Origin of the sequence: Variovorax paradoxus (assembly GCF_009755665.1) — a bacterium.
Classification (GTDB): domain Bacteria; phylum Pseudomonadota; class Gammaproteobacteria; order Burkholderiales; family Burkholderiaceae_C; genus Variovorax; species Variovorax paradoxus_G.
On sequence record NZ_CP046622.1, the window covers coordinates 2,398,604 to 2,415,289 of the forward strand.

The 16,686-nt window shown below is 64.7% G+C and carries 18 protein-coding genes and 1 tRNA gene; 14 read left to right on the forward strand and 5 right to left on the reverse strand.

All coding sequences use genetic code 11. The features are described 5' to 3' along the window. Positions 1-13 precede the first annotated feature (13 nt). From GOQ09_RS11290 to GOQ09_RS11305, 4 genes are all read right to left on the reverse strand, one after another. Complete coding sequence (locus tag GOQ09_RS11290; protein ID WP_157613510.1) at positions 14-652, reverse strand: LysE family translocator; 639 nt, start codon at positions 650-652, stop codon at positions 14-16. After that, positions 649-1,275: an RnfABCDGE type electron transport complex subunit B gene (locus GOQ09_RS11295; protein ID WP_157613511.1), complete on the reverse strand. Its 627-nt coding sequence runs from the start codon at positions 1,273-1,275 to the stop codon at positions 649-651. Before GOQ09_RS11295 ends, GOQ09_RS11290 begins: the two co-directional genes overlap by 4 nt. Continuing rightward, a complete protein-coding gene (locus GOQ09_RS11300) occupies positions 1,272-2,687 on the reverse strand; it encodes a polyhydroxyalkanoate depolymerase (protein ID WP_157613512.1) in 1,416 nt (471 codons plus the stop codon). The genes GOQ09_RS11295 and GOQ09_RS11300 overlap by 4 nt, the downstream gene beginning before the upstream one ends. A gap of 156 nt (positions 2,688-2,843) precedes the next feature. Next, on the reverse strand, positions 2,844-4,040 hold the full coding sequence (locus GOQ09_RS11305) for an amino acid aminotransferase (protein ID WP_157613513.1): 1,197 nt from the start codon (positions 4,038-4,040) through the stop codon (positions 2,844-2,846). Between the two features lie 105 nt (positions 4,041-4,145). Between GOQ09_RS11305 and uvrB the strand changes: the two genes are divergently transcribed. The 14 genes from uvrB (at position 4,146) to GOQ09_RS11375 (ending at position 15,526) form a co-directional block, all read left to right on the forward strand. After that, positions 4,146-6,263 carry an excinuclease ABC subunit UvrB gene (gene uvrB, locus GOQ09_RS11310; protein ID WP_242631079.1) on the forward strand — a complete coding sequence of 706 codons (2,118 nt, stop codon included), beginning with the start codon at positions 4,146-4,148 and terminating at the stop codon, positions 6,261-6,263. A gap of 232 nt (positions 6,264-6,495) precedes the next feature. After that, on the forward strand, positions 6,496-7,032 hold the full coding sequence (gene iscR / locus GOQ09_RS11315; protein WP_093237517.1) for a Fe-S cluster assembly transcriptional regulator IscR: 537 nt from the start codon (positions 6,496-6,498) through the stop codon (positions 7,030-7,032). A gap of 85 nt (positions 7,033-7,117) precedes the next feature. Continuing rightward, the gene (locus GOQ09_RS11320; RefSeq protein WP_157613514.1) at positions 7,118-8,338 is read left to right on the forward strand and encodes an IscS subfamily cysteine desulfurase; all 1,221 of its coding nucleotides are present in this window, start codon (positions 7,118-7,120) and stop codon (positions 8,336-8,338) included. 50 nt (positions 8,339-8,388) lie between these two features. Continuing rightward, a complete protein-coding gene (gene iscU / locus GOQ09_RS11325; protein ID WP_153283850.1) occupies positions 8,389-8,808 on the forward strand; it encodes a Fe-S cluster assembly scaffold IscU in 420 nt (139 codons plus the stop codon). A gap of 1 nt (position 8,809) precedes the next feature. Further along, complete coding sequence (iscA, locus tag GOQ09_RS11330) at positions 8,810-9,133, forward strand: iron-sulfur cluster assembly protein IscA (RefSeq protein WP_007828190.1); 324 nt, start codon at positions 8,810-8,812, stop codon at positions 9,131-9,133. Between the two features lie 153 nt (positions 9,134-9,286). Then, positions 9,287-9,805, forward strand: coding sequence for a Fe-S protein assembly co-chaperone HscB (hscB, locus tag GOQ09_RS11335; RefSeq protein ID WP_157613515.1), 519 nt, complete (start codon positions 9,287-9,289; stop codon positions 9,803-9,805). A gap of 9 nt (positions 9,806-9,814) precedes the next feature. Then, entirely contained in the window at positions 9,815-11,674 is a 1,860-nt protein-coding gene (gene hscA, locus GOQ09_RS11340; protein ID WP_157613516.1) for a Fe-S protein assembly chaperone HscA, read from the forward strand. Between the two features lie 7 nt (positions 11,675-11,681). Next, on the forward strand, positions 11,682-12,020 hold the full coding sequence (fdx, locus tag GOQ09_RS11345) for an ISC system 2Fe-2S type ferredoxin (RefSeq protein WP_157613517.1): 339 nt from the start codon (positions 11,682-11,684) through the stop codon (positions 12,018-12,020). A gap of 12 nt (positions 12,021-12,032) precedes the next feature. Further along, positions 12,033-12,740, forward strand: coding sequence for a DNA polymerase III subunit epsilon (dnaQ, locus tag GOQ09_RS11350; protein WP_157613518.1), 708 nt, complete (start codon positions 12,033-12,035; stop codon positions 12,738-12,740). Between the two features lie 78 nt (positions 12,741-12,818). After that, positions 12,819-12,893, forward strand: a tRNA-Val gene (locus GOQ09_RS11355). 170 nt (positions 12,894-13,063) lie between these two features. Further along, positions 13,064-13,174 carry a stereocilin gene (locus GOQ09_RS11360; RefSeq protein WP_082517415.1) on the forward strand — a complete coding sequence of 37 codons (111 nt, stop codon included), beginning with the start codon at positions 13,064-13,066 and terminating at the stop codon, positions 13,172-13,174. A gap of 32 nt (positions 13,175-13,206) precedes the next feature. Further along, positions 13,207-14,310, forward strand: coding sequence for an NAD(P)/FAD-dependent oxidoreductase (locus GOQ09_RS11365; RefSeq protein ID WP_157613519.1), 1,104 nt, complete (start codon positions 13,207-13,209; stop codon positions 14,308-14,310). A 145-nt stretch (positions 14,311-14,455) separates the two neighbouring features. After that, a complete protein-coding gene (locus GOQ09_RS11370; protein WP_126747251.1) occupies positions 14,456-14,752 on the forward strand; it encodes a glycine zipper domain-containing protein in 297 nt (98 codons plus the stop codon). Positions 14,753-14,800: 48 nt separating this feature from the next. Next, positions 14,801-15,526: a phage holin family protein gene (locus GOQ09_RS11375; protein WP_157613520.1), complete on the forward strand. Its 726-nt coding sequence runs from the start codon at positions 14,801-14,803 to the stop codon at positions 15,524-15,526. Positions 15,527-15,566: 40 nt separating this feature from the next. Here GOQ09_RS11375 and GOQ09_RS11380 read toward each other — a convergent pair whose 3' ends face one another. Next, the gene (locus GOQ09_RS11380) at positions 15,567-16,646 is read right to left on the reverse strand and encodes a quinone-dependent dihydroorotate dehydrogenase (RefSeq protein ID WP_157613521.1); all 1,080 of its coding nucleotides are present in this window, start codon (positions 16,644-16,646) and stop codon (positions 15,567-15,569) included. Between the last annotated feature and the right edge of the window lie 40 nt (positions 16,647-16,686).

Here is a 16,686-nt window from a genome sequence, read left to right on the forward strand (position 1 = left end):
GCCCGCGCCTGCTTCAGGTGCCCGGACGGCGCCAGAAGGCCAGCGTGGCCGCCAGCAGCCACATGCCGGCCGCGCAACTGCGGTTCAGCACCTTGAGGCCGCGCCGCGAGAGCCAGCGCACGGCTTGCGTGCCGGCGGCCGCATAGGCCAGCATCACGCAGGTGTCGAGCGCCACGAAGATCGAGCCCAGCAGAAGGTACTGCATGCCCTGCGGCTTGGTGATGTCGATGAACTGCGGCAGAAAGGCCGCGAAGAACAACACCGTCTTGGGGTTCGACAGCGCCACGAGCAGGCTGCGCACAAGCGCGATGCGGCCGTGTGGGCGAACCTCGATGGCGGACTTGGCCAGCGCCTCGCCCAGGTCGGTGGCGTCGCTGCGCCACAGCTTGATGCCAAGCCACACCAGGTAGGCAACGCCCGCCACGCGAATCGCGTTGAAGAGCAGTTCCGACGCGGCCAGCAGCGAGCCGAGCCCGAGGGCGACCACGGCGATCAGCGTGATGCTGCCGAGCGATGCACCGGCAATGCCCCAGCTCGCGCGTCGCATGCCGCCATCGATGCCATTGGACAGTGCCAGCAGCATCGTGGGGCCGGGGATCACGGCCAATGCGAGTGAGGCAACCACGTAGATGAGCAGGGTGTCGAGTGTCATGGCTTGGCGGCGGGTGGGCGTTGCTGGGCGGCACGGGCGCGCGCGAGGGCGGCTTCGACAATGGAGCGCTTGCGTGTGTCGGCGGCTTGTGGTTCGGCGGCGGGTGCGGGTTCTTCGATTCGCTTGGCGAGCCGGCGATGCTCGCCATGCAGTTGGTAGCGCCGCAATGCCGCCTCGGCCTGCGCCTGCGACCATGCGGCCCAACCGGTGCGGCCCGGCGTTTCGACCTCGAGCGAGATGCAGTCGACCGGGCAGACCGGAATGCAGAGCTCGCAGCCCGTGCAATGCGCTTCGATGACCGTGTGCATGCGCTTGTTGATGCCCACGATGGCATCGGTGGGGCAGGCATCCAGGCAGAGCGTGCAACCGATGCACCAGGCCTCGTCGATCACCGCCATGGCGCGCGGGCCTTCAGTGCCGAACTGCGGATCGAGCGGCAGCGGCTGGCGGCCCGTGAGCTGCGCCAGTCTCCCAATGCCCTCCGCGCCGCCGGGCGGGCACTGGTTGATGTCCGCCTCTCCGTCGGCCACGGCCTGCGCATAGCCGGCGCAATCGGGGTAGCCGCACCGTGTGCACTGCGTTTGCGGCAGTGCATCGTGAATGCGTGCGGCCAGCCCGTTCACTTCTGGCGTGCCGCCGGCTTCTTCACGGCGGCAACGGCCACCGCTTTCTTGGCTGCGACATTCTTCTTGGCGGCCACGGCGACCGTTTTCCGCCCGGGCTTGATGCGGTCTTCGGCGGGCAGGCTCTCGCGTGCGCCGGCGCGCCGCTGGGGCTGGTCGTGGGCGGCGATGAATTTCTGCACCTTGGGGTAGACAAGTTCGCGCCAGCGGCGGCCGCTGAAAATGCCGTAGTGGCCCGCGCCCTTGACTTCATAGTGCTCACGCTGCGCGTCGTCGATACCGGTGCACAGGCTGTGCGCGGCCTCGGTCTGGCCAGAGCCCGAAATGTCGTCGAGCTCGCCCTCTACCGTGAGCAGCGCGGTCGAATGAATGTCTTGCGGGCGCACGCGCTCGATCTGGCCCTTGGGGTTCTTCACGTCCCAGGTGCCGTTCACGAGTTCGAACTGCTGGAACACGGTGCGAATGGTGTCCAGGTAGTAATCGGCGTCCATATCGAGCACTGCGTTGTACTCGTCATAGAACTTGCGATGGGCTTCGGCGCTGGCGTCGTCGCCCTTGATCAGGTCCTTGAAGTAATCGTAGTGGCTGCTGGCATGGCGGTCGGGGTTCATCGCCACAAAGCCCGTGTGCTGCAGGAAGCCCGGATACACGCGGCGGCCTTCACCCGGAAAGCCTTGCGGCACCCGGTAGATCACGTTGTTCTCGAACCACTCGTAGCTCTTGTTCATTGCCAGGTTGTTCACCGCGGTGGGCGACTTGCGCGCGTCGATCGGGCCGCCCATCATGGTCATGGTGAGCGGCAGCGGCTCGCCGCGGCTTGCCATGAGCGACACGGCCGCCAGCACCGGCACGGTGGGCTGGCAAACGCTCACCACGTGGCAGTTGCCGTATTCGGACTGCAGGCGGCGGATGAACTCCTGCACGTAGTTGACGTAGTCGTCCAGGTGGAACTCGCCTTGCGACAGCGGCACGAGGCGCGCGTTCTTCCAGTCGGTGATGTAGACCTTGTGGTCTTGCAGCATGGTGCGCACCGTGTCGCGCAGCAGCGTGGCGTAGTGGCCCGAGAGCGGCGCCACGATCAGCACCACGGGCTGGCTCTTGAGCGTCTTGAGGGTGTGCGGCTCGTCTGTAAAACGCTTGAAGCGGCGCAACTCGCAGAAAGGCTTGTCGAGCTCGACGACCTCCTGGATTACGACGTCGTCGCCGTCGACCTTCACCGACTTGATGTTGAACTCTGGCTTTTCGTAGTCCTTGCCCAGGCGATAGAGCAGGTCGTAGCCGGCAGCCATGCGCTGCGCCATGGGCAGTTGGCCCCACACCGCGCCTTGGCCATAGAGCTTGGAGGCCGCTTGCGCGAAGTCCGAAAACGGTTCCATCAAGGAACGCTGGGCTTCGTAGAGTTGATAAAGCATCGCTGGTCTTGTAGTGAAATGTTGCAGTGCAATATATCAGCGCAATTAGGGCGATGCAGGAGGCCAAACCCTACATCGGTCACGGCGCGAGGGTCTTCCGGTCAAGGAGCGTGAAGGAATCGTCGCAAAACAGATTCCCTCACACTTTGCAGTCACCTAGATGACTTTTGCAATCGACGCGCAGACGTAGTCGATGTTCTTGCTATTGAGCGCGGCCACGCACATGCGGCCGGTGTCGGTGCCGTACACGCCGAACTCGCTGCGCAGGCGCACCATCTGGTCCTTGCTGAGGCCCGAGTAGCTGAACATGCCGATCTGCGTGGTGATGAAGCTCATGTCTTCCTTCACGCCGGCCGCCTTGAGGCCGTCGACCAGCTTCTGGCGCATGGCCTTGATGCGCACGCGCATTTCGCCGAGTTCCTTTTCCCACAGGGCGCGCAGTTCGGGGTTGCCGAGCACCGCAGCCACCACGGCGCCGCCGTGGATCGGCGGGTTGCTGTAGTTGGTGCGAATGGCGATCTTGAGCTGCGAGAGCACGCGACCGGCTTCTTCCTTGTTCTCGCACAGCACCGAGAGGGCGCCCACGCGTTCGCCGTACAGGCTGAAGCTCTTGGAGAAAGAGGTCGAGACGAAGAAGGTCAGGCCGGCGTCGACAAACTTGGCGACAGCGGCGCCGTCTTCCTTCAGGCCGTAGCCGAAGCCCTGGTAGGCCATGTCGAGGAAGGGCACGAGGCCCTTGGCCTTGACGGCGGCAACCACCTGGTCCCACTGCTCGGGCGTGATGTCGTAGCCGGTCGGGTTGTGGCAGCAGGCGTGCAGCACCACCACCGTGCCTGCGGGCGCCGCGTTCAGGGCGGCCAGCATGCCTTCGAAGTTGACGCCGCGCTTGGCGGAGTCGTAGTAGGGATAGCTTTCGACCACGAAGCCGGCGTTGGTGAACAGCGCGCGGTGGTTTTCCCAGCTCGGGTCGCTGATCAGCACCTTGGCGTTGGGGTTGAGCCTCTTCAGGAAGTCGGCGCCGACCTTCAGGCCGCCGGTGCCGCCGATGCCCTGCACGGTGGCCACGCGGCCCGATTGCACGGGTTCGCTGTCGGCGCCGAAGACCAGGCCCTTGACGGCGTTGTCGTACGCCACGATGCCGTCGATCGGCAGGTAGCCGCGCGCGGTGGGGGCTTTCATCATGTTCTGTTCGGCGGCCTGCACGCACTGGAGCAGGGGGAGTTTGCCGTTGTCGTCGTAGTAGACGCCGACGCCGAGGTTGACCTTGTTGGGGTTGGTGTCGGCTGCAAATTGCTCGTTGAGGCCGAGGATCGGGTCGCGCGGTGCCATTTCGACCGCGGTGAACATAGACATGGAAAGGTCCTTTGGGATGAAAGCTTCGCTGGCAACCGGACTTGCGCTACGCTTTCCGGTTGCCTTGAATTTTACCGGCGCCATCGCCACCTGTCGGGAACAGCCATGCCAGAGAACAACGAAGCCATAGCAGACCTGAAGAAACTGGACCCGATCGGTCCGGCCAAGCAGGGCGAATTCATCAAGTACCCGGGTTCGCCTTTCGAGCTTTTCCAGCCCTATCCGCCGGCCGGAGACCAGCCCAAGGCCATCGACGGGCTGGTGGAGGGCGTGCTCGACGGCGAGGTGTTCCAGACGCTGCTGGGCGTGACGGGCTCGGGCAAGACCTTCACCATGGCCAACGTGATTGCGCGGCTGGGTCGCCCGGCCATCGTTTTTGCGCCCAACAAGACGCTGGCGGCGCAGCTTTACAGCGAGTTTCGCGAGTTCTTTCCGAAGAACGCGGTCGAGTACTTCGTGAGCTACTACGACTACTACCAGCCCGAGGCCTATGTGCCCCAGCGCGACCTGTTCATCGAGAAGGACTCGTCCATCAACGAGCACATCGAGCAGATGCGCCTTTCAGCCACCAAGAGCGTGCTGGAGCGGCGCGACACGGTCATCGTGGCCACGGTGAGCGCCATTTACGGCATCGGCACGCCCGAGGACTACACGCAGATGCGTTTCATCATGCGGGTGGGCGACAAGATCGGCCAGCGCGACGTGATCGGGCGGCTGATTCGCATGCAGTACACCCGCAATGAGCAGGACTTTTCGCGCGGCACCTTCCGCGTGCGCGGCGACACCATCGACGTGTTTCCGGCGGAGCACAGCGAGTTGGCGATCCGCATCGAGCTTTTCGACGACGAGATCGAGTCGCTGCAGCTCTTCGATCCGCTCACGGGCCGCATCCGGCAGAAGATTCCGCGCTTCACGGTGTACCCGTCGAGCCACTACGTGACGCCGCGCGACAAGGTGCTGGGCGCGGTGGAAACCATCAAGATCGAACTGGCCGAGCGGCTCAAGGAATTCGTCAGCCAGGGCAAGCTGGTCGAGGCCCAGCGGCTGGAGCAGCGCACCCGGTTCGACCTGGAAATGCTGGCCGAAATCGGCCACTGCAAGGGCATCGAGAACTACACGCGCCACCTCTCCGGCGCCGCGCCGGGCCAGCCGCCGGCCACGCTGACCGACTACCTGCCCAAAGACGCCCTGATGTTCCTGGACGAGAGCCACCAGATGGTCGGCCAGCTCAGCGCCATGTACAACGGCGACCGGGCGCGCAAGACGACGCTGGTCGAATACGGCTTCCGGTTGCCGAGCGCCCTGGACAACCGGCCGCTCAAGCTGGAGGAGTTCGAAACGCGCATGCGCCAGTGCATCTTCGTTTCGGCCACTCCGGCGCAGTACGAGAAGGACCATGCCGGCAACGTGGTCGAGCAACTCGTTCGGCCGACCGGCCTGATCGACCCCGAAGTGGAGGTGCGCCCCGCTACGCACCAGGTGGACGACGTGCTGGGCGAAATCCGCATCCGGGTAGAAAAGAACGAGCGTGTGCTCATCACGACGCTCACCAAGCGCATGGCCGAGCAGCTGACCGACTACCTGGGCGACAACGGCGTGAAGGTGCGCTACCTCCACAGCGACGTCGACACGGTGGAGCGGGTCGAAATATTGCGCGACCTGCGGCTGGGCACTTTCGACGTGCTGGTGGGCATCAACCTGCTGCGCGAAGGCCTGGACATTCCGGAGGTGTCGCTGGTCGCCATCCTGGACGCCGACAAGGAAGGTTTTCTGCGCGCCGAGCGTTCGCTGATCCAGACCATCGGCCGCGCGGCCCGAAACCTGAACGGCAAGGCCATCCTCTATGCCGACCGGATGACCGACTCGATGAAAAAGGCCATCGACGAGACCGAGCGCCGCCGAGCGCGTCAAATTGCCTACAACGAGGCCAACGGCATCACGCCGCGCAGCATCGTCAAGCAGGTGCGCGACCTGATCGACGGCGTGTATAGCGAAAAGACCGGTAAGGAAATGGCCAAGCTCGACCTGGAACGCGCCAAGGTCGAGGACATGAGCGAAAAAGACATTGCCCGGGAAATCAAGCGGCTCGAAAAGCTCATGCTCGAGCACGCCCGCAATCTCGAATTCGAGAAGGCGGCGCGGGTGCGCGACCAGCTGGCGCTGTTGCGGGAGCAGGCTTTTGGCGCCTCTGGCGGCGACAACATCGCCGTGTTGCCGTCATAGGACGGGTTCCGGTTTCTTCAAGCGGCTGCCGCTGGGGTTTACCCGAGCAAACCTCAGGGCCTTCTGTTATACTTGACCGAAATACTCAACAACAAAAAAAGAACTTCGCGATGAAGAACCGATCCCATCGGCTGGGTTCACCAGCTTAAGGGGTCGGGCAGGGCGGAGACGAAGTCACCGCGGCCCCAGGCTACGGTGTCATTTCAACGGTAAGCACTTGAAGGAGCTTGCGATGCGTCTCACTACCAAAGGCCGTTTTGCGGTCACAGCAATGATCGATCTGGCACTGCGTCAGAACACCGGTCCGGTCACGCTGGCTGCGATCAGCCAGCGGCAGCAGATTTCATTGTCGTATCTCGAGCAGCTGTTCGGCAAATTGCGCCGTCACGAGCTGGTCGAGTCGACCCGCGGCCCCGGCGGCGGCTACAGCCTCGGCCGCAAGGCTGCGGATATCACCGTCGCAGACATTATTGTTTCCGTCGATGAGCCCATCGATGCCACGCAGTGCGGCGGCAAGGAAAACTGCCTGGGCGAAGCCGGCCGCTGCATGACGCACGAGCTCTGGGCCTCGCTCAACCAGCGCATGGTCGAGTTTCTCGACTCCGTCACCCTGCAAAAGCTGGTCGACGACCAGATCGCCAAGGGCGTGCAGATCGAGAACAAGCCGGTTGTCAAGCGCGCCATTTCCGCGCAACCGGTGGTCAAGCCGATTCGCGTGAACGCGCCGAACTCGGTCTTTGCCCTCGGCAACGTGTTCGCGAAGTCCTGATGTCCTTGGTGGAGGAGCGCCCGCGGGCGCTGCCACCAGAAGCGCAGATCAAAGAAAACAACCCCCACGCCAGCCCGAGCCAGCCATGGACGTAACTCCTCATTTCCCGATCTATCTCGACTACGGCGCCACCACGCCATGCGACCCGCGCGTGGTCGACGCCATGATTCCCTGGTTGCGCGAGCATTTCGGCAACCCGGCGTCGCGCAGCCATGCCTGGGGCTGGGAAGCCGAAGAGGCGGTCGAGAAGGCGCGCGGCCAAGTGGCCGAGCTGATCAACGCCGACCCGCGTGAAATCGTCTGGACGTCGGGCGCCACCGAGTCGATCAACTTGGCGCTGAAGGGTGCGGCCCACTTCTACAAGGGCAAGGGCAAGCACCTGATCACCCTGAAGACCGAGCACAAGGCCGTGCTCGACACGATGCGCGAACTCGAGCGCCAGGGCTTCGAAGTGACCTACCTCGACGTCGAGGAAAACGGCCTGGTCGACCTTGAAAAGTTCAAGGCCGCGATCCGTCCCGACACCATCCTGGCAAGTGTGCTGTTCGTGAACAACGAAATCGGCGTGATCCAGGACGTGGTCGCGTTGGGCAACGCCTGCCGCGAAAAAGGCGTGATCTTCCACGTCGATTCGGCCCAGGCCACCGGCAAGGTCGAGATCGACATCACGAAGCTGCCCATCGACCTGATGAGCCTGGCTTCGCACAAGACTTACGGCCCGAAGGGCATCGGTGCGCTCTATGTGCGCCGCAAGCCGCGCATCCGCCTTGAGGCGCAAATGCACGGCGGCGGCCACGAGCGCGGCATGCGCTCGGGCACCTTGCCCACGCACCAGATCGTGGGCATGGGCGAGGCCTACCGCATTGCCAAGCTCGAAATGAAGGACGACATCGCCCATGCGCGCCGCCTGCAGAAGCGTCTGCTCGACGGGCTCAAAGACGTGGAGCAGGTGTTCATCAACGGCGACCTCGAGCAGCGTGTGCCGCACAACCTGAACATGAGCTTCAACTACGTCGAGGGCGAGTCGCTGATCATGGGCATCAAGGGCCTGGCGGTGTCGTCGGGTTCGGCCTGCACCTCGGCCAGCCTGGAGCCCAGCTATGTGCTGCGCGCCCTCGGCCGCAGCGACGAGCTGGCCCACAGCAGCCTGCGCATGACCATCGGCCGTTTCACGACCGAAGAAGAAATCGACTACGCCATCTCGACCATCAAGCACAACGTTGCAAAGCTGCGCGAGCTGAGCCCCCTGTGGGAGATGTTCCAGGACGGCGTCGACATCAGCACGATCCAGTGGTCGGCCCACTGACGCCGGACCGCACCAGGCTCCACGATTGAACAAAGTTTGAGAGGTACACCATGGCATATTCATCCAAGGTCATCGACCACTACGAAAATCCCCGCAACGTCGGCTCCTTTGAAAAGGGCGACGACTCGGTAGGCACGGGCATGGTCGGCGCGCCGGCCTGCGGCGACGTCATGAAGCTGCAGATCAAGGTCAACCCCGAAACCGGCGTGATCGAAGACGCACGCTTCAAGACCTACGGCTGCGGTTCGGCCATTGCCTCGTCCTCGCTCGTGACCGAATGGGTCAAGGGCAAGACGCTCGACGAAGCGGCAGCCCTCAAGAACGCGCAGATCGCCGAAGAACTGGCACTGCCGCCGGTCAAGATCCACTGCTCGATCCTCGCGGAAGACGCCATCAAGGCGGCCGTGAGCGACTACAAGGCGAAGCACGGCGTGAAGACCGAGTCGACCGCCGAAGCTGCTGTTCACTGAGATGGCCGTTACGCTGACCGAAGCCGCTGCGCGCCACGTCACCCGCTACCTCGGCAAGCGGGGCAAGGGCGTGGGCGTGCGGCTGGGCGTGAAGACCACCGGATGCTCGGGACTGGCCTACAAGCTCGAGTACGTGGACGAGTTCACGCCCGAAGACGTGGTGTTCGAAGACCACGGCGTGAAGGTGCTGGTCGACCCCAAGAGCCTGGCTTATATCGACGGCACGCAGCTCGACTTCGTGCGCGAGGGCTTGAACGAAGGCTTCAAGTTCATCAACCCGAACGAACGCGACCGTTGCGGCTGCGGCGAAAGTTTTCGCATCTGATGCGCCGTCGCTGACCGCGACAACAGCCGCCACCATGTCATGTGCTGGCGGTTTTTTCATGATCCTTATGGGCCCCCACGTTCGGCACTTTGTGTCCTCACAGCCCCCCGAGGGGGCGCAGACCGCCTTTGGGGCGGCCCGGCAGGCAGTCTGATGAACCTCAACGACACCGACTTTGAACTGTTTGCCGTCCCGGCGACTTTCGCGCAGGACCGCGCCGCACTCGACGCGCGCTGGAAAGAGCTGCAGCGCGAAGCGCACCCGGACCGCTTTGCCGCGCAAGGTGCAGCAGCGCAGCGCGTGGCCATGCAGTGGTCGGTGCGCATCAACGAGGCTTATCAGCGGCTGAAGGACCCGATCCGCCGCGCGAGCTATATCTGCGAGCTGAACGGTGCGCCGCTCAACGCCGAGAACAACACAGCGATGCCGCCCGATTTCCTGATGCAGCAGATGGAGTGGCGCGAGGCGCTCGACGACGCCGACGACGCCGACGCGGTTGAAAAGCTGCAGGCGGAGGTCGAGGCCGGCCGCACGCGCGCGCTGTCGTCGCTCGACTGGCTGATCGACGAGAAGGGCGACTATCCCGCCGCTGCGCAGCAGGTGAGAGCCCTCATGTTCATTGAGCGTTTCGGCCAGGACGTCGAGGCCAAGTTCGATCAGTTGGGACAATAAGCCCTATATATGGCTCTTCTACAGATTTCAGAACCCGGCCAGGCGCCCGACCCGCATCAGCGCCGCATTGCCGTGGGCATCGACCTGGGCACCACGCATTCGCTGGTGGCCGCGGTGCGCAACGGCGTGGCCGAATGCCTACCTGACGACCAGGGCCGCGTGTTGCTGCCCTCGGTGGTGCGCTACCTCGATGGCGACCGCCGGCAGATCGGCTTCGATGCCGTGGCCGCGCGCGGGCAAGACCCCGCCAATACCGTCACCTCGGTCAAGCGTCTCATGGGCCGGGGGCTTGCCGACATCTCCAACCGCGAATCGATGTCTTACCGCATCGACAGCAGCGACGGCGGCATGGTGAAGGTGCAGACCCTTGCAGGCGAAAAATCGCCGGTCGAAATCAGCGCCGAAATTCTGGCGACGCTGCGCTACCGCGCCGAAGACACTTTCGACGACGAACTCTATGGCGCGGTCATCACCGTGCCGGCGTATTTCGACGAAGGCCAGCGCCAAGCCACCAAGGATGCCGCGCAACTGGCGGGGCTCAATGTGCTGCGCCTGATCAGCGAGCCGACGGCCGCTGCGATTGCCTACGGCCTCGACAACGCCAGCGAAGGCGTCTACGCCGTGTACGACCTGGGCGGCGGTACGTTCGACATCTCGATCCTGCGGCTCACGCAGGGTGTGTTCGAGGTGATTGCGACCGGCGGTGATTCGGCACTAGGCGGCGACGACTACGACCACGCGCTTGCCGGCTTCGTGCTCGCGCAGACCGGTGCACACGCCGAGAGCGATGGCGACAAGGCCGCATTGCTGGTCGCCGCGCGTGCCGCCAAAGAAGCGCTGACCGATTCGGATTCGACCACTTTCCGCGCGGAGGTTGCGGGTCAAGCAATTCAATTCGAAGTGAACCGCGCGCAATTCGACGCCGCCACGAAGCCGCTGACCGACCGCACCATTGCCGCTGTGCGCAAGGCGCTGCGCGACGCAAAGCTCAAGCCCGACGAACTGCAGGGCATCGTGCTGGTGGGCGGTTCCACCCGCATGCCCCAGGTTCGCCGCGCCGTTGCCGAATTCTTCGGCCGCGAGCCGCTCGTCAACCTGAACCCCGACGAGGTCGTGGCGCTCGGCGCCGCGATCCAGGCCAATCAGTTGGCCGGCAACAACGGCGCGGGCGATCTGCTGCTGCTCGACGTGATTCCGCTGTCGCTCGGCATTGAAACCATGGGCGGCCTGGTCGAGCGCATCGTGCCGCGCAACCAGACCATCCCCACCGCGATGGCGCAGGACTTCACCACGTATCAAGACGGGCAGACGGCCCTTGCATTGCACGTGGTGCAGGGCGAGCGCGACCTGGTCGCCGATTGCCGCAGCCTCGCGCGCTTCACCTTGCGCGGCATTCCGCCGATGGCCGCGGGTGCGGCGCGCATCCGCGTGACCTTCACGGTCGACGCCGATGGGCTGCTGAGCGTCAGTGCCAAGGAGCAGGGCAGCGGCGTCGAGGCCAGCGTCACTGTCAAGCCGTCGTACGGGCTTTCGGACGACCAGATCGCGACCATGCTGCAGGAGAGCTTTTCCACCGCGCAGCAGGACATGCAGGCGCGGGCGCTGGTCGAGGCGCGCGTGGATGCCGAGCGCATGCTGCTCGCCACGCAGAGCGCGCTCGATGCCGACGGCGACCTGCTGACCGAAGATGAGCGTGCCGCCGTCGATGCGTCGATGGCAAAGCTGCGCGAAGCCGCCACGGGCACCGACGCCGCCACCATAGAAGCGGCCACCAAGGCGCTGGCTAACGACACCGAGGCCTTCGCCGCCCAGCGCATGAACGCGGGCATTGCGCGCGCCTTGTCGGGCCGCAAGGTCGAATCCCTCTAAGAACAACATGCCCACCATCAAGATATTTCCGCATCCCGAGTACTGCCCGCAGGGTGCAGAAATCACGGCGCCGGCCGGTACCTCCATTTGCGAAGCGCTGCTCGACAATCGCATCAACATCGAGCACGCGTGCGAGATGAGCTGCGCCTGCACCACCTGCCACGTCATCGTGCGCCAGGGGTTCAGCTCGCTGAACGAAGCCGAAGAGGGTGAGGAAGACCTGCTCGACCGCGCGTGGGGCCTGGAGCCACAATCGCGTCTCAGCTGCCAGGCCATCCTGGCGCAGGAAGACGTGACGGTCGAGATCCCCAAATACTCGATCAACCACGCCAAAGAGAACCATTGAAGAAGGCACCGAATGTCGCGCCAGATCGTCCTCGACACTGAAACCACCGGCCTTTCCGCCGAGAACGGCGACCGCATCATCGAACTCGGCTGCGTGGAGCTGTTTGCGCGCAAGCTCACGGGCAACGACCTGCACATCTACTTCAACCCCGAGCGCGAGAGCCATGAAGACGCGCTCAAGGTGCACGGCCTCACGACCGACTTCTTGCGCGACAAGCCGAAGTTCGCCACGCTGGCCAACGACATCGTCGAGTACCTGCGCGGCGCCGAGCTGATCATTCACAACGCGGCTTTCGACGTCGGCTTTCTCAACAAGGAACTCGAGCTGGCCGGCCTGCCGCCGCTGCGCACCTTCGTCGGCGAAGTGACCGACACGCTGGCCATGGCCAAGCAGGTGTACCCGGGCAAGCGCAATTCGCTCGACGCACTGTGCGACCGTTTCGGCGTCGACCGCTCGAACCGTACGTTTCACGGCGCCAAGCTCGACGCGCAGCTGCTGGCCGATGTCTACATCAACCTCACGCGCGGCCAGGACGCGCTGCTGATCGACGTGTCGTCGAATGAGCCGGCGCAGGGCACCACGGTGGTTGCCATCGACCTGAGCCAGTTCGACCTGCCGGTGCTCATTGCGGGCGAGCAGGAGCTTGCGGCGCACGAGGCGGTGTTGTCGCAGCTCGACAAATCCAGCAACGGACGCACGCTGTTTCGGCAAAACGCCTGAAATGCTGTGGCATAATCGAAGGCTTCGCGCAACGCGATTAATTCAACGGCACTGAAACACGGCGCCAGAGAATTGACAGGGCGGTTAGCTCAGGGGTAGAGCACAGCATTCACACTGCTGGGGTCGGAGGTTCGAAGCCTCCACCGCCCACCAAATTCCTCAAAACGAAATCAGCGACTTGGATTGTCCAAGTCGCTTTTTGTTTTGCGCGCCGCTTTCAAGCCGCCGCACCAAACTGTCGACTCGTGCTGACGCCAGCTCCCGCTCAGCGCCGGCTCAATTTGCTGGCCGAGCGCGTACACCCACGGGGAAGGAGACCGATCATGGCCACTCATCCCGACATTCCGCCCGACCTGCCCGTGGAACCCGACGAAGGGCCGAGCACGCCGCCGGACGATCCGACCGATCCCGAGCCTCCTCCCACCACCTCGTGAATCTGGCGCGCGAGCCGCGATAAGCTCGCGCCATGGATGAACTTGATTGCGCCGTCATCGGCGGGGGTGTGGTGGGCCTGGCAGTGGCGCGCGCGTTGGCGCTCGCGGGCCGGGAGGTGGTGGTGCTCGAGGCGGAAGGCGCCATTGGCACCGGAACCAGTTCTCGCAACAGCGAAGTGATTCACGCGGGCATCTACTACCCGCAGGGCTCGCTCAAGGCGCGCCTGTGCGTCGAGGGCAAGCAGGCACTTTATGAATATGCCGCGGAGCGCGGCTTGCCGCACAAGCGCTGCGGCAAGCTCATCGTGGCGACCTCGCCCGAGCAGGTAGCACAACTCGAAGTCATTCGCGCCAAGGCTGCGGCAAATGGCGTCGACGACCTCGTGCTGCTGACCGCGGAGCAGGCCATGGCCATGGAGCCGCAACTGCATTGCGTGGCCGCGTTGCATTCGCCGAGCACCGGCATTGTCGACAGCCACGCGCTGATGCTGAGCCTGCTGGGCGACCTGGAGAACGCAGGCGGAATGCTGGCGCTGAAATCGCCCATCGCAAGCGCCCAATGTGGCGCTGACGCTATCGTCCTGGTAGCGGAAGACGGCACGGCGCTGCGCTGCAACACCGTCGTCAACGCGGCGGGGCTCGGTGCGCCCGAACTGGCCAGGCGGTTCGAAGGCTTGCCTGCGGCGGCCACACCGACGGCGTACTTTGCCAAGGGCAACTACTTCACCCTGTCCGGACGCGCGCCTTTCACCCGGTTGATCTACCCGGTGCCCGAGCCGGGCGGCCTGGGGGTGCATCTGACGCTCGACCTCGGCGGGCAGGCCAAGTTCGGGCCTGATGTGCAATGGGTGGAATCGGCCGAGGACCTTGTGGTGGACCCGGCGCGCGGAGACGGCTTCTACGCCGAGGTGCGCAAGTACTGGCCGGCGCTGCCCGACGGGGGACTGATCCCGGGCTATGCGGGCATGCGCCCCAAGATTTCTGGGCCGGACGAGCCGGCGCGCGACTTCATGATCGAGGGGCCCGAATCGCATGGTGTGAGAGGACTGGTCAACCTCTTCGGCATCGAATCGCCGGGGCTCACGAGCAGCCTTGCCATCGGAGGCTACGTGGCTCGCTTGCTTGAAAGCGCCTGACGGATGCCGCGCAACCCTTTCGCGTGCAGAAGTCTGCAGAACTGCCGTGCATGAGGGGCTTTTGTGCCTGTAACATGACACCACGCCATTTGCTGGCGTGAAGCCGCCGGCGCGGTGCCGGTGTCATCACGGAGGAAAGATTCCAATGAGTGCATCCAACAATATCGAGGCAGCAGCCGAAGACATCGCGAGCGACGTGCGCGGCGTGCTGGCCAGCAAGGACCTGGATTCGGTTCCCCACATCAAGGCGCTGCGCCAGCGCATCGACACCAAGCTTGCCATCGCGCGCGAGCTTGCGGCGGAGAAGAGCAAGATCGCGGCCCAAAAGGCTCGCGAGGCGGCCAACACCGCCAACGCCTACGCCCACGACGAACCGTGGCAGATTGCCGGCGCAGCCTTGGCAGTCGGTGTGCTGGTGGGTTTGCTGCTTGGCCGCCGCTGACCTGATCGCACACCGCCGCGTCGCCGTTCGCCGAGCAGGAGCCGGCGCATGAGGTTGCTGTCCCTGTTCGGGCTCAATGCCCGTTTGAGGCGGCTTCGCATTGCCGCGGCCGAAGGCGCGCTGGCCGCCGAAGACCGGGTGCAACTCCTGCGCATGGCGTGGGAGGACGAGAAGCAGCGCCTAAAGCTGATGCTCGTGCTGGTGGTGGCCGTGCTCGGACTGACCACGGTGGCGGTGGCGTTGCTGTCGATGGCGGTGGTGGTGCATTTCTGGGACACGCCTCATCGAGCAGCGGCTGCGTGGGCGGTGGCGGGCGTGTGGGTCGTGCTTTGGCTGGGGGCTGCGCTGGGACTGTTTCTGGCGATTCGCAATGCCTCGAACAGCTTCATGCCGGCACGCCGTGAGTTCGAACGCGATTGGTCCTGGGTTCAGGACCGTTTCGGGCTCGGCAAGGACCCCGACCAGGACGAAGAGGCGCCGCGTCCCCGGCGGCCCATCACGCGCGAGGAACTGCTGGCCCGCATGGACCGTCAGCGCGAACGCATTGCCACCATGCAGGGCGGAGGACCGCGCAAGCCGCAGCCTGCCGGTGCCGCAGCGGCTCCTGAAGCACCGCCCGCGGACGAAACGGCATCCGCCGCTGCGCTGCGCATTGCGCGGGAGCATCCGGTGGCCACAGGCGTCGTTGCTGCCGTGGCCTTGGTGGTGATTCGGCCCAAGCGGCTGTTGCGTTGGGCAGCGGTCGTTGCACCGGTGCTCTGGCGCATGCGATGAAAACCAGCGCTGACAACCAGCGCTGAAAAGACGCGAAGGCTCAGGCAGCGCTGCGAGCTTGCAGCAACGCCTGAGCCGATTCGCGCACGAGTGCCGGGCCGCGGTAAATGAGGCCGGTGTAGATCTGCACCACGTCGGCACCCGCGGCAATCTTGGCCTTGGCGTCGGCCCCACTCAGGATGCCGCCCACCCCGATGATCGGAAAACCTGCTCCCAGTGCCGCGCGCAACTGGGCGATCACGCGGTTGCTCGCTTCGCGCACGGGGGCACCCGAAAGCCCGCCGGCTTCGTCGGCATGCGGCAGGCCCGCGACCGCGTCGCGCGCGAGGGTGGTGTTGGTGGCAATCACGCCGTCCATGCCGTGGCGCTGCAGCGTGGCGGCGATGACCGAGACCTGGCTTTCGTCGAGATCGGGCGCGATCTTCACGAACAGCGGAACGCGCTTGCCGCCGCGGTCGGCAAGCACCTGGCGCCGCTCGGCGATGGCACCCAGCAGTGCGTCGAGCGCTTCGTCGCTCTGCAGCGTGCGCAGATTGGCCGTGTTGGGGCTCGAGATATTGATGGTCACGTAGTCGGCATGCGCGTACACGCCGTTCAGGCAGTTCACATAGTCGTCCACCGCCCGCTCGATGGGGGTGCTCGCGTTCTTGCCGATGTTGAGGCCGAGCAGCATCGGCTTCTTGCCCGTGTTGCTGCTGCTCTTGCGGAAGCGCGCTTTCTGCACGTTGGCCAGAAAGGCGTCGAGTCCCTCGTTGTTGAACCCGAGCCGGTTGATCAGCGCATCGCGCTGCGGCAGGCGGAACATGCGCGGCTTGGGATTGCCCGGCTGCGCCTTCGGCGTGACGGTGCCGACCTCTACAAAGCCGAAGCCCATGGCGGCAAAAGCGTCGATGCAGCGGGCGTTCTTGTCGAGTCCGGCCGCCAGGCCGACGCGATTAGGGAATTGCAGCCCCGCGAGCGTGACCGGGTCATCTATGCGCGAAGCGGCGTACGCGCAGGCCAACGGCGTGTTCTGTGTGCGGGCCAGGCCGTCGAGGGTGAGTTCGTGGGCATGCTCCGGGTCGAAGCCGAACAAAAAGGGCCGGGCTAGGCCGTAGAGCGAAGAGGGGAGCAGGGGCATCGGATAATTCTCGACTTCAATGAGCCAAGGATTCTCCGCG